This is a genomic window from Pseudomonas sp. F2, from assembly GCF_057174385.1.
In genome coordinates, this window is record NZ_CM169904.1 from 5,647,877 (window position 1) to 5,672,494 (window position 24,618).

A 24,618-nucleotide genomic window follows, 5' to 3' on the forward strand; every position below is an offset into this window, starting at 1 on the left:
GTTGGAGCGAATTATTATGGTTGAACACCCAGGGATGTGGGATGAGGCACAGGCGCTGTTTCGAGTAGGAACAGTCGCCGGAGTAGTGCGGAAAATTACCGAAACCGCTTTCGTGCGGGGTAAGCACGGGGCTCGGCAGCGCTTGGGTAAGCGGCTCGATTATAGGAAGGGAGCTAACAATCAAACAAGAGCAAAGGATCGCAGCCGTTGGGCTTTCTGTGGCGAGGGAGCTTGCTCCCGCTCAGGCGCGTAGCGGCCGCATGAATCTGTGGGTAAATCAAAAGCCAGGGCTGCTTCGCAACCCAGCGGGAGCAAGCTCCCTCGCCACAAAAGCGCTTAGATTTTGGCGGGCACCGAGCTCGTATGCCAGATCAACACCTTGCTCACCCGGTTGTCCTCGGTCTCGAGAATCTCCAGCCGATAACGCCCGATCTTCAGGCACACCGCGCTTTCCGGAATGGTCTCCAGCGCCTCGGTCACCAGACCGTTGAGGGTTTTCGGCCCGTCGCTCGGCAAATGCCAGCCCAGGCATTTGTTCAACTCGCGGATCGACGCGGTGCCGTCGATCACCATGCGCCCGTCGGGCTGCGGATGGATGTGCGGGTTGTCGAGACTGTGCTCGCTTTCGAATTCGCCGACGATCTCTTCGAGAATGTCTTCCAGGGTAACGATGCCCAGCACTTCGCCGTACTCGTCCACCACCATGCCCAGCCGGCGCTGCTGCTTGTGGAAATTGAGCAGTTGCAGTTGCAGCGGCGTGCTTTCCGGAACGAAGTACGGTTCGTAGCTGGCGGCCAGCAGCGCTTCGCGGGTCAGCTCGCCATCGTTGAGCAGATGGCGGATTTGTCGGGTGTTGAGCACTGCTTCGACCTGGTTGATGTCGCTGTGGAACACCGGCAGGCGCGTGCGTTTGTTGTGGCGCAGTTGTTCGATGATCTCCTCGATCGAGTTGTCGAGGTTGATACCGTCGACATCGCTGCGCGGCACCAGAATGTCGTTGACCGTGATGTTGTCCAGCGCGTGGATCCCGGAAACCGGGTGGGCGCGTGACGGGTGTTCCGGGGCGTCGTTCGGGTCGGCAGGTTCTTCGTCTTCGCTTTGCTGCACCACTTGGGTTTTGCGCGCGAAGGGACGCAGCAGCAAACCGCTGATGCGGCTCAGCAGCCAGGCCAGCGGATAAAGAATCTTCAGCGGAACGGCCAGCAGGGTATTGCCGAAGGACAGTACGGCCTCCGGATAGCGCTGGGCCACCGTGCGCGGGAAGTAATCGGCAAACACCAGCAACACGGCAGCGGCGCCGAGGCAGGCTGCCCACGGGCCGTTTTCTTCGCAAAGGAAGATTGCTAGCAGCGTGGCAATGACCACCGCAAGGGCGCGGCACAGGGTGTTGCACAGGATCAGACTGTCGAGCGGGAAGCTCAGCTTCGCCAGCGGTTTATCGCTGGCGCGCGAGGCGGTGCGTTGCGCGAGCAAGTGCTGCTGCGCGATTTCGACGGCGGTAAAGAGTCCCGACCATAAAATCAGCAGGACAAATACCGCGAGCATCGGCCCTATGGGCAAACCGTCCATTTATGCCGCCCGTCAGATGTGCAGGATGTATTCACGAACCAGTTTGCTGCCGAAATACGCCAACATCAGCAGGCAGAAACCGGCGAGGGTCCAGCGGATCGCCTTGTGGCCGCGCCAGCCGAGGCGATTGCGCCCCCACAGCAGCACGCTGAACACCACCCAGGCCAGACACGCCAGCAGGGTCTTGTGCACCAGATGCTGGGTGAACAGGTTCTCGACGAACAGCCAGCCGGAGATCAGCGACAGCGACAGCAGCGTCCAGCCGGCCCAGAGAAAACCGAACAACAGGCTTTCCATGGTTTGCAGCGGCGGGAAGTTCTTGATCAGGCCCGACGGGTGCTTGTGCTTGAGCTGGTGATCCTGCACCAGCAGCAGCAAGGCCTGGAATACTGCGATGGTGAACATGCCGTAGGCGAGGATCGACAGCAGGATGTGGGCGAGGATGCCCGGCTCTTCGTCGATGATCTGCACCGTACCGGCCGGCGCGAACTGCGCCAGCAGCACCGTCGCCGCGCCGAGCGGGAACAGCAGCACCAGGAGGTTTTCCACCGGGATCCGCGAGCAGGCCAGCAGCGTCAGGGCGATGACGGCCGCGGCGATCAGGCTGGCGGCACTGAAGAAGTCCAGGCCCAGGCCGATCGGGGTCAGCAGGTGAGTGAGCAGGCTGGCGCTGTGGGCGAGCACGGCGAGGATGCCGAGCGTAACCAGCAGGCGCTTGTTCGCCTTGGCGCCGGAGGCCAGGCGGGTGCCCTGATAAAGGGTCGCAGCGGCATAAAGAAGCGCGGCGGCGATGGTAGTCAGCAAACTGGGTGACAAGGGGAGCATAAATCCTGTTAAGCAGGCCCGAAAGGCGCTGAGTTTGGCATAGAACCGCCACACCACGAAAGTGCGAGGTGTCCGCCCGACGCAGTCTTCGCTATAATCCGCGACCTGCCCACGCCGCAGGCTCGCCGAGCACATGTTGAATCCGGTCTGGGCCGCCATTATCCCGGTCTACACAGGGCCTGAAAGGATCGCGCAATGTTTGAAAACTTAACCGACCGTCTCTCGCAGACGCTGCGCCATGTCACCGGCAAAGCGAAGCTGACTGAAGACAATATCAAAGACACCTTGCGCGAAGTGCGCATGGCGTTGCTCGAAGCCGACGTCGCCCTGCCGGTGGTCAAGGACTTCGTCAATTCGGTCAAGGAGCGCGCTGTCGGCACCGAGGTGTCGCGCAGCCTGACGCCGGGCCAGGCATTCGTGAAGATCGTCCAGGCCGAACTCGAAAGCCTGATGGGCGCGGCCAACGAAGACTTGAACCTGAGCGCTGTGCCGCCCGCCGTCATTCTGATGGCCGGTCTGCAGGGTGCCGGTAAAACCACCACCGCCGGCAAGCTCGCGCGCTTCCTTAAAGAGCGCAAGAAGAAGTCGGTGATGGTCGTGTCGGCGGACATCTACCGCCCGGCGGCCATCAAGCAGCTGGAAACCCTGGCCAACGACATTGGCGTGACGTTCTTCCCGTCCGATCTGAGCCAGAAGCCGGTCGACATCGCCAGCGCGGCTATTAAAGAAGCAAAACTCAAATTCATCGACGTGGTCATTGTCGACACCGCCGGTCGTCTGCACATCGACGAAGAGATGATGGGCGAGATCAAGGCGCTGCACGCCGCGATCAACCCGGTCGAAACCCTGTTCGTGGTCGACGCCATGACCGGTCAGGACGCCGCCAACACGGCCAAGGCCTTCGGTGATGCGCTGCCGCTGACCGGTGTGATCCTGACCAAGGTCGACGGCGATGCCCGGGGCGGTGCGGCACTGTCGGTACGCGCGATCACCGGCAAGCCGATCAAGTTCATCGGTATGGGCGAGAAGAGCGAAGCGCTCGATCCGTTCCATCCTGAGCGTATCGCTTCGCGGATCCTCGGCATGGGTGACGTGCTCAGCCTGATCGAACAGGCTGAAGCGACCCTCGACAAGGACAAGGCCGACAAGCTGGCCAAGAAGCTGAAGAAGGGCAAGGGCTTCGACCTCGAAGACTTCCGCGATCAGCTGCAACAAATGAAGAACATGGGCGGCCTCGGCGGGCTCATGGACAAGCTGCCGAGCATTGGCGGCGTCAACCTGTCGCAAATGGGCAATGCCCAGAACGCGGCAGAGAAACAGTTCAAGCAGATGGAAGCCATCATCAACTCCATGACCCCGGCCGAGCGTCGCGACCCTGAGCTGATCAGCGGCTCGCGCAAACGCCGGATCGCCATGGGTTCCGGCACCCAGGTGCAGGACATCGGTCGCTTGATCAAGCAGCACAAGCAGATGCAGAAGATGATGAAGAAATTCACCGCCAAAGGCGGTATGGCGAAAATGATGCGCGGCATGGGCGGTATGTTGCCCGGCGGCGGCATGCCAAAAATGTGATACAGGACACTCAGACTTCGCCGGTCGTCGCACCGGCGCAGACCCTGCAAGGACGCAGGATCAACAGCAAACCCGCACTCGGCGGGAGCTGACCGGCCGTTTTCATCGACGGCTCTATATGCAAATCCGCACGGCATGCCATAGGCGCCGGAAAAAGTCATTTGCAAAAGTCCGGATATTCCTTAGAATATGCGGCCTTTCGGGCACCCATGCCCGCTGTGCATTTAGATTTGCAGCACCGACTACAGGAACGATGTTCACATGCTAACAATCCGTCTTGCCCTTGGCGGCTCCAAAAAGCGCCCGTTTTACCACCTGACCGTAACCGACTCGCGTAACCCGCGTGACGGCTCCCACAAAGAACAGGTTGGTTTCTTCAACCCTGTTGCCCGTGGTCAGGAAATCCGTCTGTCCGTGAACCAAGAGCGCGTAGCCTACTGGCTGAGCGTTGGTGCACAGCCTTCTGAGCGTGTTGCTCAGTTGCTGAAGGAATCTGCCAAGGCTGCAGCCTGAGCAGTATGAGCGCGACGCCAGAAAAAGCTGATGACCTGATCGTTGTCGGCAAGATTTTTTCGGTTCACGGCGTTCGCGGCGAGGTGAAGGTCTTTTCCTTTACCGATCCGATTGAAAACCTGTTGGACTACCGCAACTGGACGCTTCGGCGTGAAGGCGTGGTGAAACAGGTCGAGCTGGTCAGCGGCCGATCCACTCAAAAGGATCTGGTTGCCAAGCTCAAAGGCCTCGACGATCGCGATGAAGCCCGTCTTCTGAGCGGTTATGAGATTTGCATCTCGCGAAGCCTTTTGCCCAACCTGACAGGCGACGAGTACTACTGGTACCAGTTGCAGGGTCTGAGCGTCATCAACCAGGACGAGCAATTGTTCGGCAAGGTTGATCACCTGTTGGAGACCGGCGCGAACGATGTATTGGTGGTCAAGCCCTGCGCGGGCAGCCTGGATGATCGTGAGCGGTTGTTGCCCTACACGGAGCAATGCGTGCTGACAATCGATCTGGATGCAGGCGTGATGAGGGTGGAATGGGACGCGGACTTCTAAGCAATGGCCAGCCTGCGCGTAGACGTCATAACGTTGTTCCCCGAGATGTTCTCGGCCATCAGTGAGTACGGCATTACCAGTCGTGCGGTCAAACAGGGGCTGTTGCAGCTGACCTGTTGGAATCCGCGGGATTACACGACGGATCGGCATCACACTGTGGACGATCGCCCGTTTGGCGGTGGTCCGGGCATGGTGATGAAGATCAAGCCCCTGGAAGATGCTCTGGTTCAGGCCAAGGCAGCAGCCGGGGAGGCGGCGAAGGTGATTTACCTGTCCCCCCAAGGCCGTCAACTGACTCAGTCGGCGGTACGCGAACTGGCAAAATCGGATGCATTGATCCTGATTGCCGGCCGCTATGAAGGCATTGACGAGCGCTTTATTGAGGCTCATGTCGATGAAGAGTGGTCGATTGGTGACTATGTACTGTCTGGCGGCGAGCTGCCGGCCATGGTCATGATCGATGCGGTTACACGACTGCTGCCCGGAGCTTTAGGGCATGCGGATTCCGCTGAGGAAGATTCCTTTACGGATGGTCTGCTGGATTGCCCGCACTACACCCGACCTGAGGTGTATGCGGATCAGCGTGTTCCCGACGTGTTGCTAAGTGGCAATCACGCGCATATCCGGCGTTGGCGTTTACAGCAGTCCCTTGGTCGGACCTATGAACGACGCGCCGATCTTCTGGAAAGCCGCTCGCTTTCTGGAGAAGAGAAGAAGCTGCTCGAGGAATACATCCGCGAGCGGGACGATAGTTAACAACGTATCGATGGTAGATCAGTTGATTTACCTTAGGAGCACAGCATGACCAACAAAATCATCCTTGCACTCGAAGCAGAGCAGATGACCAAAGAAATCCCTACCTTTGCCCCAGGCGACACTATTGTCGTTCAGGTGAAAGTGAAGGAAGGCGATCGTTCCCGTCTGCAAGCGTTCGAAGGCGTTGTCATCGCCAAGCGTAACCGCGGCGTGAACAGTGCGTTCACCGTTCGTAAAATCTCCAACGGTGTTGGCGTAGAACGTACTTTCCAGACCTACTCCCCGCAGATCGACAGCATGGCTGTCAAACGTCGCGGTGACGTACGTAAAGCCAAGCTGTACTACCTGCGCGACCTGTCGGGTAAAGCAGCTCGCATCAAGGAAAAACTGGCTTAAGTCCAGCTTCCGATGCAGAAAAAAGCAGCCTACGGGCTGCTTTTTTGTTGCCCGCAATTCAACCCGCCTCCCCTGTAGGAGCTGCCGAAGGCTCGGGCCGCGTTCGGACGATCTTTTGATCTTGCTTTCAATTCGGAAGCCCGCGATTTACGAGCAATAACCCATGACCACCCGCGACCAGGAAATCCAGCGCCGTACCGAACTCTCGGTAACCCGCGTGACCAAAGCCGTCTTCCCGCCGACCACCAACCATCACAACACCCTGTTCGGCGGCACCGCGCTGGCGTGGATGGACGAAGTGTCGTTCATCACCGCCACACGCTTCTGCCGTCTGCCATTGGTGACTGTGTCCACCGACCGGATTGACTTCAATCATGCGATCCCGGCTGGTTCGATCGTCGAGCTGGTAGGGCGGGTGATCAAAGTCGGCAACACCAGCCTCAAGGTCGAGGTTGAGGTGTTCGTCGAGAGCATGAGTTGTGACGGCCGCGAGAAAGCGATCCACGGGCAGTTCAGCTTTGTGGCAATTGATGATGACAAGCGGCCGGTGCCGGTGCTACCCGGATTTCCTGCCTGATCCGGAACCGAGTCGCGCCATTCGCGAGCAGGATCGCTCCCACAGGTTTTGTTTCGGACACAATTTCCGATCACAGTGGGAGCGAGCCTGCTCGCGAAGGTGTCAGCTCAGACGCCGCTGGCCTCCGGCTGAATCAATGCCAACAAGGTCCATCCTGATCCTGGTTTCACAGCAGTCTCCGGCGTCACCACATGCACCCAGCCGCTGTCATCACGCATGAACAGCAGGGTCGCCCGATTGCCATGCAATGCCTGGTAATCCTCCCAGCCAAAACCGTCGGTCAGCGTCGTGCTGTACAGTTCGGCGCCGTTGCTGATCAGGCTGGCCAGCTTGGCATAGGTCAGCGCCTCGCTGCCCAGCTGATTACCGCGATGCTCCAGACTCGCGCGATGCTTGTCAGTGCGACGAGTTTCCTGACCGCTGGCCAGACCGAACAAACGCTGGTGACCAAAGTCGTGGCGAAAGCGCATTGCCGCCAAAGTATTCAGTTCGCCCGAGGGCGATAGCGCCAATAGATGCCCCAGCCCCACCAGATCCAGATGCGCATCGGCATGCTGCGACGCCGGGTTACCGAAGTACGTCGGCAAACCCTCCATGCGTGCTGCACGAATATTTTCCCAACTCGAATCGGTCAACAGCACGCGGCTGCCCAGTTGCTGCAACGATTTGCCCAGCAGACGCGCCGGGCCGTTGGCGCCGACGATCAGGAAGCCGCTCGGCGCCGGTTCGGCAACGTTCAGCAAACGTGCCAAGGGTCGTGCTGTTGCGCTTTGCAGCACCACAGTGCCGATGATTACCGCGAAAGTCAGTGGTACCAGCAGCAACGCGCCTTCGTGTCCGGCTTGATCCAGGCGAATCGCGAAAATCGCCGACACCGCCGCCGCCACGATCCCGCGCGGGGCGATCCAGCACAGCAAGGCGCGTTCACGCCAGCTCAGGCTGGAGCCGGCAGTGCTCAGCAGCACGTTCAGCGGGCGCGCGATCAGTTGAATCACCAGCAGCAGAATCAGCACCAACGGCCCGAGGCTGATCAGTGCATGCAGATCCAGCCGCGCTGCGAGCAGAATGAACAGTCCGGAAATCAGCAGCACGCTGAGGTTTTCCTTGAAGTGCAGGATGTGCCGCACATCCACGCCCTTCATGTTCGCCAGCCACATGCCCATCAGCGTCACCGCCAACAGACCGGACTCATGCATCACCTGATTGGCGGCAATGAAAATCCCCAGCACGGCTGCCAGCGAGGCGAGGTTGTGCAGGTATTCCGGCAGCCATTGGCGACGGATGATGGTGCCGAGCCCCCAGCCGCCGACCACTCCGAATACGCTGCCGCAGGCAATCACGCCGCCGAAGGTCAACAGGCTCTGTTCGAGGCCGTTACCCTCGGAGCGGGCGATGATGAAGCTGTAGACCACCACCGCAAGCAGGGCGCCGATCGGGTCGATGACGATGCCTTCCCAGCGCAGAATGTTGGCGATCGAGGCTTTCGGTCGCACCACCCGCAGCATCGGCACGATCACTGTCGGCCCGGTCACCAGCGTCAGGCTGCCGAACAGAATTGCCAGCAACCAGTCGAAGCCGAGCAAGTAGTGAGTCGCGACGGCAATCACCACCCAGGTCGTGAGCGCGCCGATAGTCACCAGGCGATGCACGACGCTGCCGATCTCGCGCCATTCCGACAGATGCAGGGTCAGACTGCCCTCAAACAGGATCAACGCGACCGCCAGCGACACCAGCGGCATCAGCAACGGGCCGAACATTTCCTGCGGGTCGAGCCAGCCGAGCACAGGGCCTGCGAGAATCCCGGTCAGCAACAAAAACAGAATGGCCGGCAGCTTCAGGCGCCACGCCAGCCACTGGCAACCCAGCGCAGCGGCGCCGATCCCGCCAAATGCCAAGAGAATTTGTTGTTCGTTCATTGAAGCTCCTTGTTCCTTGAAATGGCGGGCTATGAAAGACTAGCGGCCATTCCTACAGTTCACTCGACATTTGCGCGCAGCCCCGGAGGTTGTGTGTCTTGAGCGCCCATGCCTGCCATCGACCACCCGCTGATTGACCAATTCCTCGACGCCCTGTGGCTGGAAAAGGGCCTGTCCGACAATACCCGCGGCGCCTACCGCAGCGATCTGGCGCTGTTCAATGGCTGGCTGCAGGAGAAAAACCTCGAGCTGATCAATGCTGGTCGCGAGTTGATCCTCGATCACCTGTCCTGGCGTCTGGAGCAGAATTACAAACCGCGCTCCACCGCCCGGTTTCTCTCCGGTGTGCGTGGCTTTTATCGCTATCTGCTGAGGGAGAAGCTGATTACGGTCGATCCGACCTTGCGCGTCGACATGCCGCAACTGGGCAGACCACTGCCCAAATCGTTGTCGGAAGCGGACGTCGAAGCGCTGCTCAAGGCGCCGGACCTGAGCGAAGCCATCGGTCAGCGTGATCGCGCGATGCTTGAAGTGCTGTACGCCTGCGGGCTGCGCGTGACCGAACTGGTGAGCCTGACGCTGGAGCAGGTCAACTTGCGTCAGGGCGTGCTGCGGGTGATGGGCAAGGGCAGCAAGGAACGCCTGGTGCCGATGGGCGAGGAGGCGATTGTCTGGGTCGAGCGCTACCTGCGTGATGGCCGCAGCGAGCTGCTGGGCGGACGCCCCAGCGATGTGCTGTTCCCCAGCCAGCGCGGCGAACAGATGACGCGCCAGACCTTCTGGCACCGGATCAAGCATTGGGCCAAGGTCGCCGGGATCGGCAAATCACTGTCGCCGCACACCTTGCGTCACGCGTTTGCCACGCACCTGCTCAACCACGGCGCCGACCTGCGGGTGGTGCAGATGCTGCTGGGGCACAGTGATCTGTCGACCACGCAGATTTACACCCATGTGGCGCGGGCTCGTCTTCAAGACCTGCATGCCAAACATCATCCAAGAGGCTGATTGCCCCCCCCTGTAGGAGCTGCCGAAGGCTGCGATCTTTTGATCTTGCTTGTGATTCCAAAAGCAAAGTCAAAAGATCGCAGCCTTCGGCAGCTCCTGCATGTCTTGTGTCAGGCGCATTCGGCCACCGTGACCTTATGTGTTAGGCTTTGCCGGTTTGCACGATGGACGGTTATGACCCGGTGTTCCGGCACGGGCGTTCTGACCGTTTCATTTGTCCGCCTTCAGGAGTTCTCATGCGTCTGACCCAGATTTTCGCCGCCGCAGCCATTGCGTTGGTCAGCACCTTTGCCGTCGCCGATGACGCGGCCGACAAAGCCATTCGTCAAAGCCTGGAAAAGCTCGAACTCGAGGTTCCGGTAGAAAGCATCAGTGCCAGCCCGTTGCCGGGCATGTATGAAGTCAAGCTCAAGGGCAGCCGCGTGCTGTACGCCAGCGCCGACGGCCAGTACATCGTTCAGGGCTACCTGTTCCAGCTCAAGGACGGCAAACCGGTCAACCTGACCGAGAAAACCGAACGCCTGGGCATCTCCAAACTGATCAATGCCATTCCAGTGGCCGAAACCGTGGTGTATCCGGCTGTCGGCGAGACCAAATCGCACATCACCGTGTTCACCGACACCACCTGCCCGTACTGCCACAAACTGCACGCCGAAGTGCCCGAGCTGAACAAGCGCGGTATCGAAGTGCGTTACGTGGCGTTCCCGCGTCAGGGCCTCGGCTCGCCGGGTGACGAGCAACTGCAGGCCGTGTGGTGCTCGACCGACAAGAAAGCCGCCATGGACAAAATGGTCGATGGCAAGGAAATCAAAGCCGCCAAGTGCGCCAACCCGGTTTCCAAACAGTTCGCTTTGGGCCAGTCGATTGGCGTGAACGGTACACCGGCCATCGTTTTGGCCGACGGACAAGTCATTCCGGGCTACCAGCCGGCGCCACAAGTCGCCAAACTGGCGCTGGGCGCCAAGTAATTCGCATCGTCACGGTCCGCCGTTGACGATCATGGTCCGGCAGCAGCATCGCCGGGCCATTAATAGAGAGCCGCGAATGCGCGGTTGTTTTCCGGCCGACCTTGCGTCGGCCGTTTCATGGGGAGTTCACAGTGAATCCGGTCAAAGTAGGCATCTGTGGGTTAGGGACCGTCGGTGGCGGTACCTTCAACGTACTTCAGCGCAACGCCGAGGAAATTGCTCGTCGTGCCGGGCGTGGGATCGAAGTGGCACAAATTGCCATGCGCACGCCAAAGCCTCAGTTCCAGACGACCGGTATTGCGATTACCAACGATGTCTTCGAAGTGGCCACGAACCCTGAGATCGACATCGTCATAGAGCTCATGGGCGGCTACACCGTTGCCCGCGAGCTGGTACTCAAGGCCATCGAGAATGGCAAGCATGTGGTCACCGCGAACAAGGCACTGATTGCCGTTCACGGTAATGAGATTTTCGCCAAGGCACGCGAGAAAGGCGTGATCGTGGCGTTCGAAGCGGCCGTGGCCGGTGGCATTCCGGTGATCAAGGCGATCCGTGAAGGTCTGTCCGCCAACCGCATCAATTGGGTGGCCGGGATCATCAACGGTACCGGTAACTTCATCCTCACTGAAATGCGCGAGAAGGGTCGCACCTTCGAAGACGTGCTGGCCGAAGCGCAAGCGCTGGGCTACGCCGAAGCCGATCCGACCTTCGACGTCGAAGGCATCGACGCGGCGCACAAGCTGACGATTCTGGCGTCGATCGCGTTCGGCATCCCGCTGCAATTCGACAAGGCCTACACCGAAGGCATCACCCGGCTGACCACCGCTGACGTGAACTACGCCGAAGCGTTGGGCTACCGCATCAAGCACCTCGGTGTAGCGCGCAGCACCGCTGCCGGTATCGAGCTGCGCGTACACCCGACGCTGATCCCGGCCGATCGTCTGATCGCCAACGTCAACGGCGTGATGAACGCCGTGATGGTCAACGGTGACGCTGCCGGCTCGACCCTGTTCTACGGCGCTGGCGCCGGCATGGAGCCGACCGCTTCGTCGGTGATCGCCGACCTGGTGGACGTGGTTCGCGCGATGACCTCCGATCCGGAAAACCGCGTACCGCACCTGGCCTTCCAGCCGGACTCGCTGTCGGCCCATCCGATCCTGCCGATCGAAGCCTGCGAAAGCGCCTACTACTTGCGCATCCAGGCCAAAGACCATCCGGGCGTTCTGGCTCAGGTGGCAAGCATCCTCTCGGAGCGCGGTATCAACATCGAGTCGATCATGCAGAAGGAAGTCGAAGAGCATGACGGTCTGGTGCCGATGATCCTGCTGACCCACCGCGTGGTCGAGCAGCGCATCAACGACGCGATCGCTGCCCTCGAAGCGCTGGCGGGCGTCAACGGTCCGGTTGTGCGGATCCGCGTCGAGCACCTGAACTAAGTCGCCATCATTGACCGGGCCCGTGCGCGGGTCCGGCATTGCGAACACTCTGCATTGGAGTCAGTCATGCGTTACATCAGTACCCGCGGCCAGGCACCGGCCCTGAATTTCGAAGACGTCCTGCTGGCGGGTCTCGCGACCGACGGCGGTCTGTACGTCCCGGAAAACCTGCCACGTTTCACCCAGGAAGAAATCGCTTCCTGGGCCGGCCTGCCGTATCACGAGCTGGCTTTCCGGGTCATGCGCCCGTTTGTCACCGGCAGCATTCCTGACGCGGATTTCAAAAAGATCCTCGAAGAAACCTACGGCGTGTTCTCGCACAGCGCCGTGGCGCCGCTGCGTCAGCTCAACGGCAATGAATGGGTGCTGGAGCTGTTCCACGGTCCGACCCTGGCGTTCAAGGATTTTGCCCTGCAACTGCTTGGTCGTCTGCTCGATTACGTGCTGGAAAAGCGCGGCGAGCGCGTGGTGATCGTCGGCGCCACCTCCGGTGACACTGGTTCGGCCGCCATCGAAGGCTGCAAGCACTGCGAAAACGTCGACATCTTCATCCTGCACCCGCACAACCGCGTGTCCGAAGTGCAGCGTCGGCAGATGACCACCATTGTCGGCGAGAACATCCACAACATCGCCATCGAAGGCAACTTCGATGACTGCCAGGAAATGGTCAAGAACAGCTTCGCCGACCAGAGCTTCCTCAAGGGCACGCGCCTGGTGGCGGTGAACTCGATCAACTGGGCGCGGATCATGGCTCAGATCGTTTACTACTTCCACGCCGCCCTGCAACTGGGCGGTCCGGCGCGTTCGGTGGCGTTTTCGGTGCCAACCGGCAATTTCGGCGACATCTTCGCCGGGTACCTGGCGCGCAACATGGGCCTGCCGATCAACCAGTTGATCGTCGCCACCAATCGCAACGACATCCTGCACCGCTTCATGAGCGGCAATCAGTACGTCAAGGAAACCCTGCACGCCACGCTGTCGCCGTCGATGGACATCATGGTCTCGTCGAACTTCGAACGCCTGCTGTTCGACTTGCACGGTCGCAACGGTGCGGCGATTGCCGGGTTGATGGATTCGTTCAAACAGGGCGGTGGTTTCAGCGTCGAGCAAGAGCGCTGGACCGAAGCCCGCAAGCTGTTCGACTCACTGGCCGTGGACGATGCACAAACCTGCGAAACCATCGCTGAAGTTTACGCACAGTGCGGTGAAGTGCTGGACCCGCATACCGCTATCGGCGTCAAGGCCGCCCGCGAATGCCGTCGCAGCCTGGACATCCCGATGGTGATTCTGGGCACTGCACATCCGGTGAAATTCCCGGATGCCGTGGAGAAAGCTGGTGTAGGAAAAGCTCTCGAACTGCCTGCACATCTTTCTGATTTGTTTGAGCGAAACGAGCGTTGCACCGTTCTGCCGAACGAACTGAAAGCCGTACAGGCCTTTGTCAGCCAGCATGGCAACCGCGGCAAGCCGTTGTAAGCCTGAAAAGCTGTCACATTTTGAAGCCCGTCTCCTGACGGGCTTTTTTGTTTCTGCTGCCACACTGCTCGGGTTACCGCCCATGAAGGACGGGTGAGTCGATCACGAAGGAAGTGGCAATGCTGTTTGAAAGAGGATGGAAACACACCCTGAAGCAGGTTCTGCTGTTGTGCCTGTTGTACGGCTGGCGCATGAGCGCGGCGGCGCATCTGGCGTATGAGGAAGAGAAGTTGAACATCGGCACCGTGGTGCTGGATGAGGAAGAGCAGCAATGGATTCGCGATAATCCGACAGTGATTGTGGCCGCGGAGCAGTACCCGTTGTACCTGTTTCTCGACGAGCACGGTCATTGGAGCGGCCTCAACAGCGATGTGCTCAAGCGCATCAGCGCCATGACCGGCTTGCAGTTCATCTACCGGGAATCCTTTTCCACCGCGCAAATGCTTGAGCGCCTGGAAACCGGTGCTGCGGACATCAGCACAACCCTGGCGATGAATGATGAACGCCGATTGAGCCTGGATTTCAGTCATGCCTTTGGCGGTGCCGGTTGGGTATTTGTCGGCCGCGCCGGCGAGCCGCAGGTGCAGTCGCTGGAGCAGTTGGCCAAACGGGTGCTGGTATTGCCGGGTCGGCATGCGCTGGAGGGGGTGATCCGGCGCGATTATCCGTCCATCGAATTACGTTCGGTGAAAACCTATGCCGAGGCGCGGGCGCTGGTCGAAAGCGGTGAGGCCTATGCCACCATCGAAAATGAAATCGGTGCGCAACTCTATCCCTCTGGTCTGCTGAAAGTCGGCGAACTGCTGGAAGGCAAATGGGAGGCCGATCTGTTGGCGGTGCGCAGAGGCCAGCCGCAATTATTGAGCATTCTGAACAAAGCGCTTGAAGCATTCCCTGCCTCCGAGCTGCGCGCCATTCGCCTGAAATGGCTGGGCGGCATCGGACCTAAACCAGCCGCCGGTTGGCAGCACTGGCTTCGCTCGAGCTGCTGGGGGGTGGTTTTGGTGGGGGGCTTTTGCGTGATGTCGCTGTTATGGAATCGACGAATGGCGGCTGTGATCAAGCGGCATCGAGACGTGCAAAGCGAGCTCGACGATCGGCTGGTTTTTCAGCGCGCATTGATTGATGCGATGCCTGATCCGGTGTTCGTCCGTGATCTGGAAGGGCGCCTGATCCTGTGCAACAAAAGCTACGAAGAGGCGTTGTCGCTGCGCTTTGAGCAGGTGCAGGGATGCCGGTTGATTGATGTCGATGCGCTCCCGCGCGCTACCGCCGCCGCGCTGCATGAGGAGTTCATGATCCAGTTGAGAACACGCAGGACCCGCTTCAGCAAACGCCGTTTGCAATTCAATGATGGCAGTCGGGAAATCTACCAGTGGACTGTGCCGTTCTACAGCGCCAATGGGGAATTGCGCGGCCTGCTCGGGGGCTGGACAGATATTACCCAGCGCGATGCGGCGGCGGAATAAGGTTCGCACTGACATAGGGAAATTTCCTATGTCACACGTCTCTTTTTCCGATGGGGGGCTGAAGGAGGCTCCCCTAAAGTGAGCAACCACTGCGGACGAGTCCGCGATTGCCGTTTCCGAGGTCGCCCATGCGCTCGCTAAAAGTCCTGATTCTCGAACCAGATCCTTATCGAATGATGGCGTTGCACCAGATGCTCAACGCGTTCGGTATCTACGACGTACTCACGGCGCCATCGCTGGCCGCGGCACGCTGCTCGCTGGAGCGTCGCACCCGGGTCGACATCGCGATCTGCGATCCGCAACTGAAAGGCGGGGAGGGTCTGGCGCTGATCCGGCATCTGGCGGCCGAGCGGGAGGCCAGTGCCCTCATTCTGCTGGGGCGAGTAGCACCGGGCCTGCTGAGCGATCTCGAAAGCCTGCTGCAAACGCAGGAGTTGATGCTGCTGGGGCGTTTGCAAACGCCGGTTTCGGCAGTGCTGATGCGCGGGCTGCTGGATCGCTACCTGCAAACGGCAGCCCATCCGGCCGGTGCCTGAACCGACGGTTATGTTTCTGTCATCTTCACCGTGCATGCTCTGACAGACCGCTAACGGCTTCGTGAGCAGCGCGGCATGCAGAACTTTCTTCTCGGGCCGGTGGTCACTTAATGTGAACACGCCCCAGGCACAATGTTTTCGGACTATTGAGTGGAGATCGAGATGGAAAGTATCAGTCTATTGCTCGGTGAGGCTCTGAGCCCGTATCAGGTGACGTTGACTCCGTGTGGCGCCCATGGCGAATGCCTGGTGACGCTGAAGAACAGCAACGGCGCCCTTGTGGTCGAGCGCGAATTCAATCAGGCGCAGTTGAGCGACAAACGTCTGCTGACCGATGTGGTCGACGGGTTGCACCGCGACGTCTTGATCGCTGAAGGGCGGCTGGAGCCCTGTGTCATCGCGGCTTTGCGCAATGCGGCGCTGGATAAGCGTGCGGCACTGTAAAGATGAAATATTTTTTGTGGGAACCTTCCTGCATCCCCGTCAGTCAGACCCCGTAACAGCAGGATCAAGCATTGTGCTCCGGTGCTTGTCGCTTGCTGCTACGGGTCTTTATGTAGACCGCGTTTAACCCCGAGTCGTCTCCCCACTTCTCGGGGTTTCTTTTTGCCCGCAGGTTTTTATTGCGCGGCCTGTTGTTCGAAAAAGATCCGTGCCTGATGCAGGTAATCCGTGCGCATTTCGGGGTCCAGCCAGTCGGCATACGACTGGTTAAGTTGCTCATGGGGCAGGGTACGCAGCAGTTGGTTGATCTCACTGATCGCCTGACGGCCCTGAGGCGTATCGGAACACCCGACATAGCCGGACAGATATTTGCCGGTGCCACGAATCGGATAGAACACCAGTTGGTCTTCGGCGATTTGCGCCTGATGCGCCTGATAGCGGATCTCCGGCCAGTAACCCAACACCACTTGCAGACGCCCCAGGCGCTGCATCGATAGCAGGCTGCTCAGGGCGTCGTTGCCATAATGCGGCGTCAGCGCACCGTCCGGGGCCTGCTTGAGCAGCGTGTCGAGATACTCGCCGTAACTGCGTTCTGCGACGACGCCGACCTTGATTTCGCCGTTGGCCAGAAATGCCGTCAGATCAACTTCACCGTCGACCAGGTATGGCGCCAGTACCTCGCGATCTTGCTGACGCACCACCAGACCATTACTGACAGCGCGAAACGCCGGAATAGAGAAGGCGATCCATTGCGTGCGCTCCTTGCTCCAGATCAGCGACGGATCGCAAGTGAAGGTCGGCTCGTGCAGCATCTGCATGCCCCGGGCGCGATTGACCCGCATCAGTGTGTGTTCGTATTGCGGCATGCCGGCGATCAGCATCGGCATCAGTTGATCGATCACGCCCTGGCCCTTTTTCGGGCCTTCGAAAATGGTCAGGGGCGGCAGGTCGCGCAACAACCAGATCAGCGTGGGTTTCGCTTGCGCCCAGGCGGGCAGGGCCAGCAGAAACAGTAGGCCGAACAGCCGCCACGTCCACCATGGGTGGGCGCGGTTGGCGGCCGATGTCTGGCGATGTTTCAGCTTAAATGGCTCCGTCTGTGCGCAACCGGGCGATCTGCTGTTCGTCGTAGCCAAGATCGTGCAGCACCTGCGCATTGTGTTCACCGAGCTGTGGCCCGACCCATTCGGAAGTGCCCGGCGTCTCGGAGAGTTTCGGCACGATGCCCGGCATCTTGAAAGGTTTGCCGTCCGGCAGTTTCGCCTGCAGGAACATTTCCCGGGCGAGGTACTGCGGATCGCTGAACATGTCTTCGGCACTGAAGATCCGGCTGGCCGGCACTTCCGCCTGGTTGAGCAGGTCGAGCACGCTTTGCAGCGGTAGCGAATTGACCCAGCGGTCGATCACCCCATACAGCTCGTCACGGCGAGTGTCGCGCCCGTCGTTGCTCGCCAGCGTCGGGTCGTTGGCCAGATCCTCGCGGCCGATGATCAGCATGAAACGTTTGAAGATCGCGTCGCCATTCGCGCCGATCTGCACATGCTTGCCGTCGGCACTGGTGTGGATCGATGACGGCGTGATACCCGGCATGATGTTGCCGGTGCGTTCGCGGATGAAGCCAAACACGTCGAACTCCGGCACCATGCTTTCCATCATGGCGAAAATCGCCTCGTACAACGCGACATCGACGACCTGGCCGAGACCGCCGTTGACCTCGCGGTGACGCAGGGCCATCAGCGCACCGATCACGCCCCATAACGCGGCAATCGAATCACCGATGGAAATGCCGGTGCGCACCGGTGGCCGATCCTCGAAACCGGTGATGTAGCGCAAACCGCCCATGGATTCACCGACCGCGCCGAAACCCGGTTGATCCTTCATCGGCCCGCTCTGGCCGAAGCCCGAGAGACGCACCATCACCAGTTTCGGGTTCAGGGCATGCAGGGTTTCCCAGCTTAGCCCGAGTTTTTCCAGGACGCCGGGGCGAAAGTTCTCGATCAGGATGTCGGCTTCGCCCAGCAGTTTTTTCAGGATCGCCAGACCCTCGGGGTGCTTGAGGTTCAGCGTCAGCGACTTCTTGTTGCGCGCCTGGACGAACCACCACAACGAAGTGCCTTCATACAATTTGCGCCATTTGCGCAACGGATCGCCGCCGTCGGGCGATTCGACCTTGATCACTTCGGCGCCGAACTCGCCGCAAATGCGTGAGGCGAACGGCCCGGCAATCAACGTACCCAATTCAATGACTTTCACACCGCTGAGCGGTTTGTTGGCGAACGGCATACTGAATCCTGTAGGACAAGGCTGAGCAGATACAGCGTTTTAACATAGCCGGCTGTCAGACGCCGCAGCTTGATCGCCATCAATTCGATGATTGCCTACCGCATCGGTTAGACTTGCCGACTTTCCTCGTATCAAGAAGCCCGTTCATGGCCCAGCCGTCTACCACTTACAAATTCGAACTGAACCTCACTGACCTCGACCGTGGTGTCTACGAGAGCGTCAAGCAGACCATCGCCCGTCACCCTTCGGAAACTGAAGAGCGCATGACCGTGCGGCTGCTGGCCTACGCCCTCTGGTACAACGAACTGCTGTCGTTTGGCCGTGGTCTGTCGGATGTGGATGAACCTGCGCTGTGGGAAAAAAGCCTGGACGACCGCGTTCTGCACTGGATCGAAGTCGGCCAGCCGGATGCCGATCGCCTGACCTGGTGCTCGCGTCGCACTGAACGCACCAGCCTGCTGGCCTATGGCAGCCTGCGCGTATGGGAAGGCAAAGTGGTGCCGGTGGCGAAGAACCTGAAAAACGTCAACATCGCCGCCGTGCCGCAAGAGGTGCTGGAAACCCTGGCCAAGGACATGCCGCGTGTCATCAAGTGGGATGTGATGATCAGCGAAGGCACGATTTTCGTCACCGACGACCGTGGTCAGCACGAAGTCCAGCTGGAATGGCTGGCAGGCGAGCGCGGCTGATCCCGCGTCGTCCGCTGATTAATCCCACGTATTCAAGAGAAGTTTCCGTTACCCCATGCGTATTGATCCTCGACCGTTGCCTGCCACGCTGCCGTTTCTCGGTGACCTGCCACCTCTGCTGACCCGTTTGTACGCGGCACGAGGCGTTCAATCCGAGGCAGAGCTGGATAAAAGTCTGGCGCGGCTGATTCCGTTCCAGCAGCTCAAGGGCATCGAGGCGGCGGTGGATCTGCTGGTGACGGCGCTGGAGCAGCGTCAACGGATTCTGATCGTCGGTGACTTCGATGCGGACGGGGCGACGGCCAGTACGGTCGGCGTGCTCGGCTTGCGTCTGCTGGGCGCGGCACATGTCGATTATCTGGTGCCGAACCGCTTCGAATACGGCTATGGCCTGACCCCGGAAATCGTCGAAGTCGCCCTGACCCGTGAGCCGCAATTGTTGATTACTGTCGACAACGGCATCTCCAGCGTCGAAGGCGTGGCTGCTGCCAGGCGCGCGGGATTGAAGGTGTTGATCACCGACCACCACTTGCCCGGCGATGAACTGCCGCTGGCCGATGCACTGGTCAACCCGAATCAGCCAGGCTGCGAGTTTCCGAGCAAGGCGCTGGCCGGGGTCGGGGTGATTTTCTACGTGCTGATGGCCTTGCGCGCGCGCCTGCGCAGCCTCGGCTGGTATGAGAGCAAGCCACAGCCGAACATCGGTGAACTGCTGGATCTGGTGGCACTGGGCAGCGTCGCCGACGTGGTGCCGCTTGACGCCAACAACCGGATTCTGGTGCATCAGGGCCTTGAACGGATTCGCGCCGGGCGCGCACGGCCGGGGATCAAGGCGATTCTTGAAGTGGCCAAGCGTGACGCGGCGCGGATTACCTCCACCGATCTGGGTTTTATTGTCGGCCCGCGCCTGAACGCGGCGGGGCGCCTTGACGACATGAGCCTGGGCATCGAATGCCTGCTCACCGCCGACGCCAATCTGGCGCGAGAAATGGCCGCGCAACTGGACGGCATGAACCAGGACCGCAAATCCATCGAGCAGGGCATGCAGCGCGAGGCGCTGGCCCAGCTCAAGGATTTGCCGGTGGAGTCGATGCCGTTCGGCCTGTGCCTGTTCGATCCCGAATGGCACCAGGGCGTGATCGGCATTCTCGCCTCGCGCATGAAAGAACGTTATTTCCGTCCGACCATTGCCTTCGCCGATGCTGGCGACGGGCTGCTCAAGGGCTCTGGGCGTTCGGTGCAAGGCTTCCACATTCGTGATGCGCTGAGCGTGGTGGCCGCGCAGCATCCGAACCTGATTGCCAAATACGGTGGTCACGCGATGGCGGCGGGCCTGACCTTGCCGCAGGAGAATTTTGCGCTGTTCGCCGAGGCTTTCGATGCCGAAGTGCGTCGGCAACTCCGCGAAGAAGACCTGACCGGGCGGATGCTCTCCGACGGCACGCTCGCCGTCGAGGAATTCCACCTCGAACTGGCCCGCGCCCTGCGCCATGCCGGGCCTTGGGGCCAGCATTTCCCGGAGCCGCTGTTCCATGGTGTGTTCCAGTTGGTCGAGCAGCGCGTGGTCGGCGAGCGCCATCTGAAAGTAGTGCTGAAAAGCGAGTGCGGGTCGGTGAAGCTGGATGGCATCGCTTTCGGCATTGACCGCGATGTATGGCCGAACCCGACCATTCAGTGGGTCGAGCTGGCTTACAAGCTCGACGTCAACGAGTTTCGGGGCAACGAGACGGTGCAGTTGATGATTGCCCACATCGAACCACGCTGAAATCAAAAAATCGCAGCCTGCGGCAGCTCCTACAGGGGATCGCATTCCATTGCAGGAGCTGCCGCAGGCTGCGATCTTTTCAGGAACCCCCCGAGAACCCCCGTTGTCGACTAGGCTCTAAGCACTGCTTGATTGGCCTTGTGACGTCTTGTCGAATTTTTTGCCCGCGGGGGCGGGTGCTGCGCCTTTTTTGTCACTCGTCGACTTTTCAAACAGAACCCTGGAGCCTGCCCACTGATTTGAGAGGTGCCCCATGAGTCTGCTGCTCGAACCCTTTACCCTTCGCCAACTGACCCTACCCAACCGCATCGCCGTGTCACCGATGTGCCAGTACTCCAGCGTCGACGGTCTGGCCAACGACTGGCATCTGGTGCACCTGGGCAGCCGCGCGGTGGGCGGTGCCGGACTGATTTTCACCGAGGCCACGGCGGTCACCGCCGACGGGCGAATCACCGCCGAAGACCTCGGTTTGTGGAACGACAAACAGATCGAACCGCTGCAACGCATCACCCGTTTCATCACGGCCCAGGGCGCGGTTGCTGGCATTCAACTGGCCCACGCCGGGCGCAAGGCCAGTACCCATCGGCCATGGATCGGCAAACACGGTAGCGTCAAACCGGAGGATGGCGGCTGGACCCCGGTCGGGCCATCGCCGATAGCCTTCGATCCGCAACACACGCAACCGAAACAGCTCGATGAAGCGCAGATCGCCGACGTCATCCAGGCCTTCGTGGCCGCGGCCAAACGCGCACTGACCGCAGGTTTCAGCGTGGTCGAGGTGCATGCCGCCCACGGTTATCTGCTGCATCAGTTTCTGTCGCCATTGAGCAATCAGCGCCGCGATCAATACGGTGGTTCGTTCGAAAACCGTATTCGGCTGGTCTTGCAAGTCACCGAGGCCGTGCGCGAGGTCTGGCCGCAAGAGTTGCCGGTGTTTGTCCGGGTCTCGGCCACCGATTGGGTCGAAGATGGCTGGAACCCGGATGAAACCGTCGAACTGGCGCGTCGCCTCAAGGCACTGGGCGCGGATCTGATTGATGTCTCGTCTGGTGGTACCGCCGCCAACGCCGAGATTCCCGTAGGGCCGGGGTATCAGACACGCTTCGCCGAACGGGTGCGCAAGGAGTCAGGCATCGCCACCGGCACCGTCGGCATGATTACCGAGCCGGCGCAGGCCGAGCACATTCTGCGCACCTGTCAGGCTGACATCATCTTCCTCGCCCGCGAACTGCTGCGTGACCCTTATTGGCCGCTGCACGCCGACGATGACCTGGGCGGGCGCAAAGCGGTGTGGCCGGCGCAGTATCAGCGCGCAACCCATCGTGATCAGCCGATCCATGAGTCTGACCTGCGCGATTGATTTCAAAACCGCGTAAGGTCTATAAAACCCGCCATTGAACCGGCGGGTTTTTTCTTGCCTGCCATTTGCCAAGGAAGTCGAGCATGTTGATCGAACGAGAACTGAGCGAACACGACTTGCCGTTGCTGGCGCAGATCGACCGCAGTGAGCGGGTTGAGGCGAACTATCGTTTGGAAAACGGTGCGCTGATTCTGTACCCGGTGCATGTCGACATGCGTGGTTGGCCGGAAGGGGAGGCCGAAGAAAACGCGTGGGTGCTGGAAAAGTGTTTGCGGCGCGGAGGTTGGCTGTATGGCGTTTTCGACGGGCAGGCGCTGGTCGCGGCGGTGGTTGTGGATAACCGGGTTATCCTCAATCAGGGGCTGAGCATGCGGCAATTGACGTTTCTGCACATCAGCCGCGACTACCGGGGGCAGGGACTGGGGGCGAAACTGTTTGCATTGGCCTGTGAACAGGGGCGGCGGTTCGGTGCCGAGGCGTTGTATGTCTCAGCGACTGAATCGCGCAACACTGTGGAGTTTTATCAGCGACAGGGTTGCCGGTTGGTTGATCAACCGGATCCGGAGTTATTCGCTCTGGAACCCCGCGACATCCATTTGTATTTGCCGCTGACCTGACGGACGCCATCGCTGGCAAGCCAGCTCCCACAGTGGTCGGTGTCGATCACGAAATGTGTGTACGGCACCGAACTTGTGGGAGCTGGCTTGCCAGCGATGAGGCCCGATCAGACGCTAGACAACCCTCAAGGATACTTGCGCTTGTCCGGCGCCGGCGGGAAGTACTGGTACAACCAGGTCTCGCTCAGCGTGCGGTCATTGGTGCGGATGAACAGGCGCAGTTCCACCGGGTCGACGCTGTCGCTGGTCGGGTACCAGTCGAACAGGATCCGGTAACCCTTGATGTCATCGAGCACCAGCACGCTGAAGTCCTGCACCTTGCCGTTGGAGCAGGTGACCACCGGTTCGATCCCGGTACCTTGCGGCAGACGATCCAGGCCTCCGCCGGTGAAGTCCACGGCAAAGCGTCGTGCCCAGACCGGCGGGTAATGCTCGCCCGGTGCCCAGCCTTCGACGAAGCCCCCCATCCCCGAGCGGGTCGCATGCACCCGCGCCAGCGGTGTGCCGACCGGCGGCAGAGCGCTCCAGTAGAGCTTGTAGCCGTAATTCAGCGAGTCGCCGGCAGCCACTGGTTTCTTCGGGGTCCAGAACGCGACGATGTTATCGAGGGTTTCGCCGGTGGTCGGAATTTCCAGCAGATCGATCGAGCCTTCGCCCCACGCGGTTGTAGGCTCGACCCACAGGCTCGGGCGCTTGCTGTACCAGTCGACAGTGTCCTGATAGTTGGCGAATTCGTGGTCGGTCTGTACCAGACCGAAGCCTTTCGGATCGGTGTCGGCAAACGCGTTGAACTGCAGGGTCGCCGGGTTGTTCAGCGGACGGCAAATCCACTCGCCATTGCCACGCCACATCGCCAGGCGATCGGAGTCGTGGATCTGCGGGTGAATGGTGTCGCACATGCGGCGTTCGTGGGTGCCGCAGCTGAACATGCTGGTCATTGGCGCAATGCCCAGCTGTTCGATGGCAGTCCGCGCGTTGATGTGGGCGTCGATCTCCATCACCACGCGCTCGGCCTGGCAATCGATGTCGAAGCGATAGGCGCCAGTCGCACTCGGCGAGTCGAGCAACGCATAGACCACAAAACGCGTGGCGTTCTGCTCCGGTGTCTCGAACCAGAACTTGGTGAAGTCAGGAAACTCTTCGCGCTTCTTGGCGTAGGTGTCGATGGCCAGACCCCGGGCGGAGAGGCCATATTGGCCAGTGGCGTCCACCGCGCGGAAATAACTGGCGCCGAGGAACGACACTACGTCGTGACGATCCAGCTCCGGCGCCTTGAACAATTTGAAGCCGGCAAAGCCCAGGTCGCCCTTGAGCTGCTGGGTATCGACCGAGGTGTTCTCGTAGTTGAACAACGTCGGGCGGAAATGCACTTCGCGGGCGGTACGGTTTTTTGGATCGACGCTGTACATGCGCACTGGCTGGCGGAAACCCATGCCGACGTGGAAGAACTGCACGTCCAGCTGACCCTTGTTCTCTTTCCACAGCGAATGATCGCCGTCGTAGCGGATCGCGTTGAAATTCTGCGGGGTCATGGTCGCCAGGGTCGGCGGCAGCACCTGTTTAGTGTCCTGATAGGCCGAACCGGCCAGTTGCTTGGCCTGACGCTTGAGCGCTTCGAAATCGAAGGCCTGCGCTTCGCCATCAGCGGCGCCACCATTGGCGGCCCAGGCACGGGCGGCCAGCAGGCCGGAAGCCGAGAGACCGGTGTAAGCCGCAATGGCCATCGACGCTTTGAGCAAATTCCTGCGGTGCATAAATACAACCTGTCGTGAGCAATCCCGCGCCGTTCCTGGCACGTGCTGGATCAGAAATTACGGTTCGGACAAGCCTTCGGCCAAACGCAACGGACTATAAACAGATGCCGGCTAGCTTAAACGGTTCGCTCGCCGAGCAAAATTCGTTGA

Annotated in this window: 23 protein-coding genes; 17 read left to right on the forward strand and 6 right to left on the reverse strand. The window is 60.3% G+C overall.

All coding sequences use genetic code 11. From position 1 onward, the window contains the following. Positions 1-336 precede the first annotated feature (336 nt). A complete protein-coding gene (locus tag AC193Q_RS25340) occupies positions 337-1,569 on the reverse strand; it encodes a CNNM domain-containing protein (RefSeq protein ID WP_121183841.1) in 1,233 nt (410 codons plus the stop codon). A 12-nt stretch (positions 1,570-1,581) separates the two neighbouring features. Next, positions 1,582-2,394, reverse strand: coding sequence for a cytochrome C assembly family protein (locus tag AC193Q_RS25345; protein WP_483878951.1), 813 nt, complete (start codon positions 2,392-2,394; stop codon positions 1,582-1,584). A 195-nt stretch (positions 2,395-2,589) separates the two neighbouring features. Here AC193Q_RS25345 and ffh point away from each other — a divergent pair, with 195 nt between their 5' ends. From ffh to AC193Q_RS25375, 6 genes are all read left to right on the forward strand, one after another. Continuing rightward, complete coding sequence (gene ffh / locus AC193Q_RS25350) at positions 2,590-3,966, forward strand: signal recognition particle protein (protein WP_121183844.1); 1,377 nt, start codon at positions 2,590-2,592, stop codon at positions 3,964-3,966. A gap of 261 nt (positions 3,967-4,227) precedes the next feature. Continuing rightward, a complete protein-coding gene (gene rpsP, locus AC193Q_RS25355; RefSeq protein WP_003185073.1) occupies positions 4,228-4,479 on the forward strand; it encodes a 30S ribosomal protein S16 in 252 nt (83 codons plus the stop codon). Positions 4,480-4,484: 5 nt separating this feature from the next. Further along, on the forward strand, positions 4,485-5,021 hold the full coding sequence (rimM, locus tag AC193Q_RS25360; protein WP_047292745.1) for a ribosome maturation factor RimM: 537 nt from the start codon (positions 4,485-4,487) through the stop codon (positions 5,019-5,021). A gap of 3 nt (positions 5,022-5,024) precedes the next feature. Next, the gene (trmD, locus tag AC193Q_RS25365) at positions 5,025-5,777 is read left to right on the forward strand and encodes a tRNA (guanosine(37)-N1)-methyltransferase TrmD (protein ID WP_003221981.1); all 753 of its coding nucleotides are present in this window, start codon (positions 5,025-5,027) and stop codon (positions 5,775-5,777) included. A 45-nt stretch (positions 5,778-5,822) separates the two neighbouring features. Next, the gene (gene rplS, locus AC193Q_RS25370; RefSeq protein ID WP_003175895.1) at positions 5,823-6,173 is read left to right on the forward strand and encodes a 50S ribosomal protein L19; all 351 of its coding nucleotides are present in this window, start codon (positions 5,823-5,825) and stop codon (positions 6,171-6,173) included. Positions 6,174-6,336: 163 nt separating this feature from the next. Further along, positions 6,337-6,750, forward strand: coding sequence for an acyl-CoA thioesterase (locus tag AC193Q_RS25375; protein ID WP_108181783.1), 414 nt, complete (start codon positions 6,337-6,339; stop codon positions 6,748-6,750). 107 nt (positions 6,751-6,857) lie between these two features. Here the strand turns inward: AC193Q_RS25375 and AC193Q_RS25380 are convergent, their stop codons facing one another. Beyond that, positions 6,858-8,666 carry a cation:proton antiporter gene (locus tag AC193Q_RS25380; protein WP_121183846.1) on the reverse strand — a complete coding sequence of 603 codons (1,809 nt, stop codon included), beginning with the start codon at positions 8,664-8,666 and terminating at the stop codon, positions 6,858-6,860. Between the two features lie 108 nt (positions 8,667-8,774). On the opposite strand from AC193Q_RS25380, the gene xerD reads away from it, so the two are divergent. From xerD to AC193Q_RS25415, 7 genes are all read left to right on the forward strand, one after another. After that, complete coding sequence (xerD, locus tag AC193Q_RS25385) at positions 8,775-9,671, forward strand: site-specific tyrosine recombinase XerD (protein WP_041063163.1); 897 nt, start codon at positions 8,775-8,777, stop codon at positions 9,669-9,671. A gap of 236 nt (positions 9,672-9,907) precedes the next feature. Then, complete coding sequence (gene dsbC, locus AC193Q_RS25390; RefSeq protein ID WP_007967782.1) at positions 9,908-10,639, forward strand: bifunctional protein-disulfide isomerase/oxidoreductase DsbC; 732 nt, start codon at positions 9,908-9,910, stop codon at positions 10,637-10,639. Between the two features lie 131 nt (positions 10,640-10,770). Beyond that, positions 10,771-12,075, forward strand: coding sequence for a homoserine dehydrogenase (locus AC193Q_RS25395; RefSeq protein ID WP_095667423.1), 1,305 nt, complete (start codon positions 10,771-10,773; stop codon positions 12,073-12,075). A gap of 66 nt (positions 12,076-12,141) precedes the next feature. Then, on the forward strand, positions 12,142-13,551 hold the full coding sequence (gene thrC / locus AC193Q_RS25400; protein ID WP_027610971.1) for a threonine synthase: 1,410 nt from the start codon (positions 12,142-12,144) through the stop codon (positions 13,549-13,551). A gap of 119 nt (positions 13,552-13,670) precedes the next feature. Continuing rightward, positions 13,671-15,020: a transporter substrate-binding domain-containing protein gene (locus AC193Q_RS25405; protein ID WP_121183848.1), complete on the forward strand. Its 1,350-nt coding sequence runs from the start codon at positions 13,671-13,673 to the stop codon at positions 15,018-15,020. Positions 15,021-15,148: 128 nt separating this feature from the next. Continuing rightward, positions 15,149-15,556: a response regulator gene (locus tag AC193Q_RS25410; protein WP_121183850.1), complete on the forward strand. Its 408-nt coding sequence runs from the start codon at positions 15,149-15,151 to the stop codon at positions 15,554-15,556. Between the two features lie 162 nt (positions 15,557-15,718). After that, a complete protein-coding gene (locus AC193Q_RS25415; protein WP_027610974.1) occupies positions 15,719-16,000 on the forward strand; it encodes a DUF3509 domain-containing protein in 282 nt (93 codons plus the stop codon). 176 nt (positions 16,001-16,176) lie between these two features. On the opposite strand, the gene AC193Q_RS25420 is transcribed toward AC193Q_RS25415, so the two are convergent. Both AC193Q_RS25420 and AC193Q_RS25425 read right to left on the reverse strand, forming a co-directional pair. Next, a complete protein-coding gene (locus AC193Q_RS25420; protein ID WP_306287244.1) occupies positions 16,177-17,136 on the reverse strand; it encodes a TIGR02285 family protein in 960 nt (319 codons plus the stop codon). Continuing rightward, positions 17,084-18,283 (reverse strand): CaiB/BaiF CoA transferase family protein, encoded by a 1,200-nt coding sequence (locus tag AC193Q_RS25425; RefSeq protein WP_047292761.1) that lies wholly within the window; start codon positions 18,281-18,283, stop codon positions 17,084-17,086. Before AC193Q_RS25425 ends, AC193Q_RS25420 begins: the two co-directional genes overlap by 53 nt. A 146-nt stretch (positions 18,284-18,429) precedes the next feature. On the opposite strand from AC193Q_RS25425, the gene AC193Q_RS25430 reads away from it, so the two are divergent. The 4 genes from AC193Q_RS25430 to AC193Q_RS25445 all read left to right on the forward strand — a co-directional run bounded on the left by AC193Q_RS25430 (position 18,430) and on the right by AC193Q_RS25445 (position 22,714). Further along, positions 18,430-18,972, forward strand: a complete 543-nt coding sequence (locus tag AC193Q_RS25430; RefSeq protein ID WP_041063193.1) for a YaeQ family protein — start codon at positions 18,430-18,432, stop codon at positions 18,970-18,972. Between the two features lie 55 nt (positions 18,973-19,027). After that, positions 19,028-20,737 carry a single-stranded-DNA-specific exonuclease RecJ gene (recJ, locus tag AC193Q_RS25435; protein WP_121183852.1) on the forward strand — a complete coding sequence of 570 codons (1,710 nt, stop codon included), beginning with the start codon at positions 19,028-19,030 and terminating at the stop codon, positions 20,735-20,737. Between the two features lie 253 nt (positions 20,738-20,990). Beyond that, on the forward strand, positions 20,991-22,097 hold the full coding sequence (locus tag AC193Q_RS25440) for an NADH:flavin oxidoreductase/NADH oxidase (protein WP_121183854.1): 1,107 nt from the start codon (positions 20,991-20,993) through the stop codon (positions 22,095-22,097). Positions 22,098-22,180: 83 nt separating this feature from the next. Continuing rightward, positions 22,181-22,714: a GNAT family N-acetyltransferase gene (locus AC193Q_RS25445; protein ID WP_121183856.1), complete on the forward strand. Its 534-nt coding sequence runs from the start codon at positions 22,181-22,183 to the stop codon at positions 22,712-22,714. A gap of 125 nt (positions 22,715-22,839) precedes the next feature. Here the strand turns inward: AC193Q_RS25445 and AC193Q_RS25450 are convergent, their stop codons facing one another. Then, positions 22,840-24,468, reverse strand: coding sequence for a glucan biosynthesis protein D (locus AC193Q_RS25450; protein ID WP_121183858.1), 1,629 nt, complete (start codon positions 24,466-24,468; stop codon positions 22,840-22,842). Positions 24,469-24,618 lie beyond the last annotated feature (150 nt).

Coding starts and splice junctions, on each gene's coding strand:
- xerD (WP_041063163.1), top strand. CDS start 8,775: ATGCCTGCCATCGACCACCCGCTGATTGACCAATTCCTCGACGCCCTG.
- rpsP (WP_003185073.1), top strand. CDS start 4,228: ATGCTAACAATCCGTCTTGCCCTTGGCGGCTCCAAAAAGCGCCCGTTT.
- dsbC (WP_007967782.1), top strand. CDS start 9,908: ATGCGTCTGACCCAGATTTTCGCCGCCGCAGCCATTGCGTTGGTCAGC.
- rplS (WP_003175895.1), top strand. CDS start 5,823: ATGACCAACAAAATCATCCTTGCACTCGAAGCAGAGCAGATGACCAAA.
- AC193Q_RS25440 (WP_121183854.1), top strand. CDS start 20,991: ATGAGTCTGCTGCTCGAACCCTTTACCCTTCGCCAACTGACCCTACCC.
- AC193Q_RS25450 (WP_121183858.1), bottom strand. CDS start 24,468: ATGCACCGCAGGAATTTGCTCAAAGCGTCGATGGCCATTGCGGCTTAC.
- AC193Q_RS25375 (WP_108181783.1), top strand. CDS start 6,337: ATGACCACCCGCGACCAGGAAATCCAGCGCCGTACCGAACTCTCGGTA.
- rimM (WP_047292745.1), top strand. CDS start 4,485: ATGAGCGCGACGCCAGAAAAAGCTGATGACCTGATCGTTGTCGGCAAG.
- AC193Q_RS25430 (WP_041063193.1), top strand. CDS start 18,430: ATGGCCCAGCCGTCTACCACTTACAAATTCGAACTGAACCTCACTGAC.
- AC193Q_RS25405 (WP_121183848.1), top strand. CDS start 13,671: ATGCTGTTTGAAAGAGGATGGAAACACACCCTGAAGCAGGTTCTGCTG.
- trmD (WP_003221981.1), top strand. CDS start 5,025: ATGGCCAGCCTGCGCGTAGACGTCATAACGTTGTTCCCCGAGATGTTC.
- thrC (WP_027610971.1), top strand. CDS start 12,142: ATGCGTTACATCAGTACCCGCGGCCAGGCACCGGCCCTGAATTTCGAA.
- ffh (WP_121183844.1), top strand. CDS start 2,590: ATGTTTGAAAACTTAACCGACCGTCTCTCGCAGACGCTGCGCCATGTC.
- AC193Q_RS25415 (WP_027610974.1), top strand. CDS start 15,719: ATGGAAAGTATCAGTCTATTGCTCGGTGAGGCTCTGAGCCCGTATCAG.
- AC193Q_RS25340 (WP_121183841.1), bottom strand. CDS start 1,569: ATGGACGGTTTGCCCATAGGGCCGATGCTCGCGGTATTTGTCCTGCTG.
- AC193Q_RS25425 (WP_047292761.1), bottom strand. CDS start 18,283: ATGCCGTTCGCCAACAAACCGCTCAGCGGTGTGAAAGTCATTGAATTG.
- AC193Q_RS25410 (WP_121183850.1), top strand. CDS start 15,149: ATGCGCTCGCTAAAAGTCCTGATTCTCGAACCAGATCCTTATCGAATG.
- AC193Q_RS25380 (WP_121183846.1), bottom strand. CDS start 8,666: ATGAACGAACAACAAATTCTCTTGGCATTTGGCGGGATCGGCGCCGCT.
- AC193Q_RS25345 (WP_483878951.1), bottom strand. CDS start 2,394: ATGCTCCCCTTGTCACCCAGTTTGCTGACTACCATCGCCGCCGCGCTT.
- AC193Q_RS25445 (WP_121183856.1), top strand. CDS start 22,181: ATGTTGATCGAACGAGAACTGAGCGAACACGACTTGCCGTTGCTGGCG.
- recJ (WP_121183852.1), top strand. CDS start 19,028: ATGCGTATTGATCCTCGACCGTTGCCTGCCACGCTGCCGTTTCTCGGT.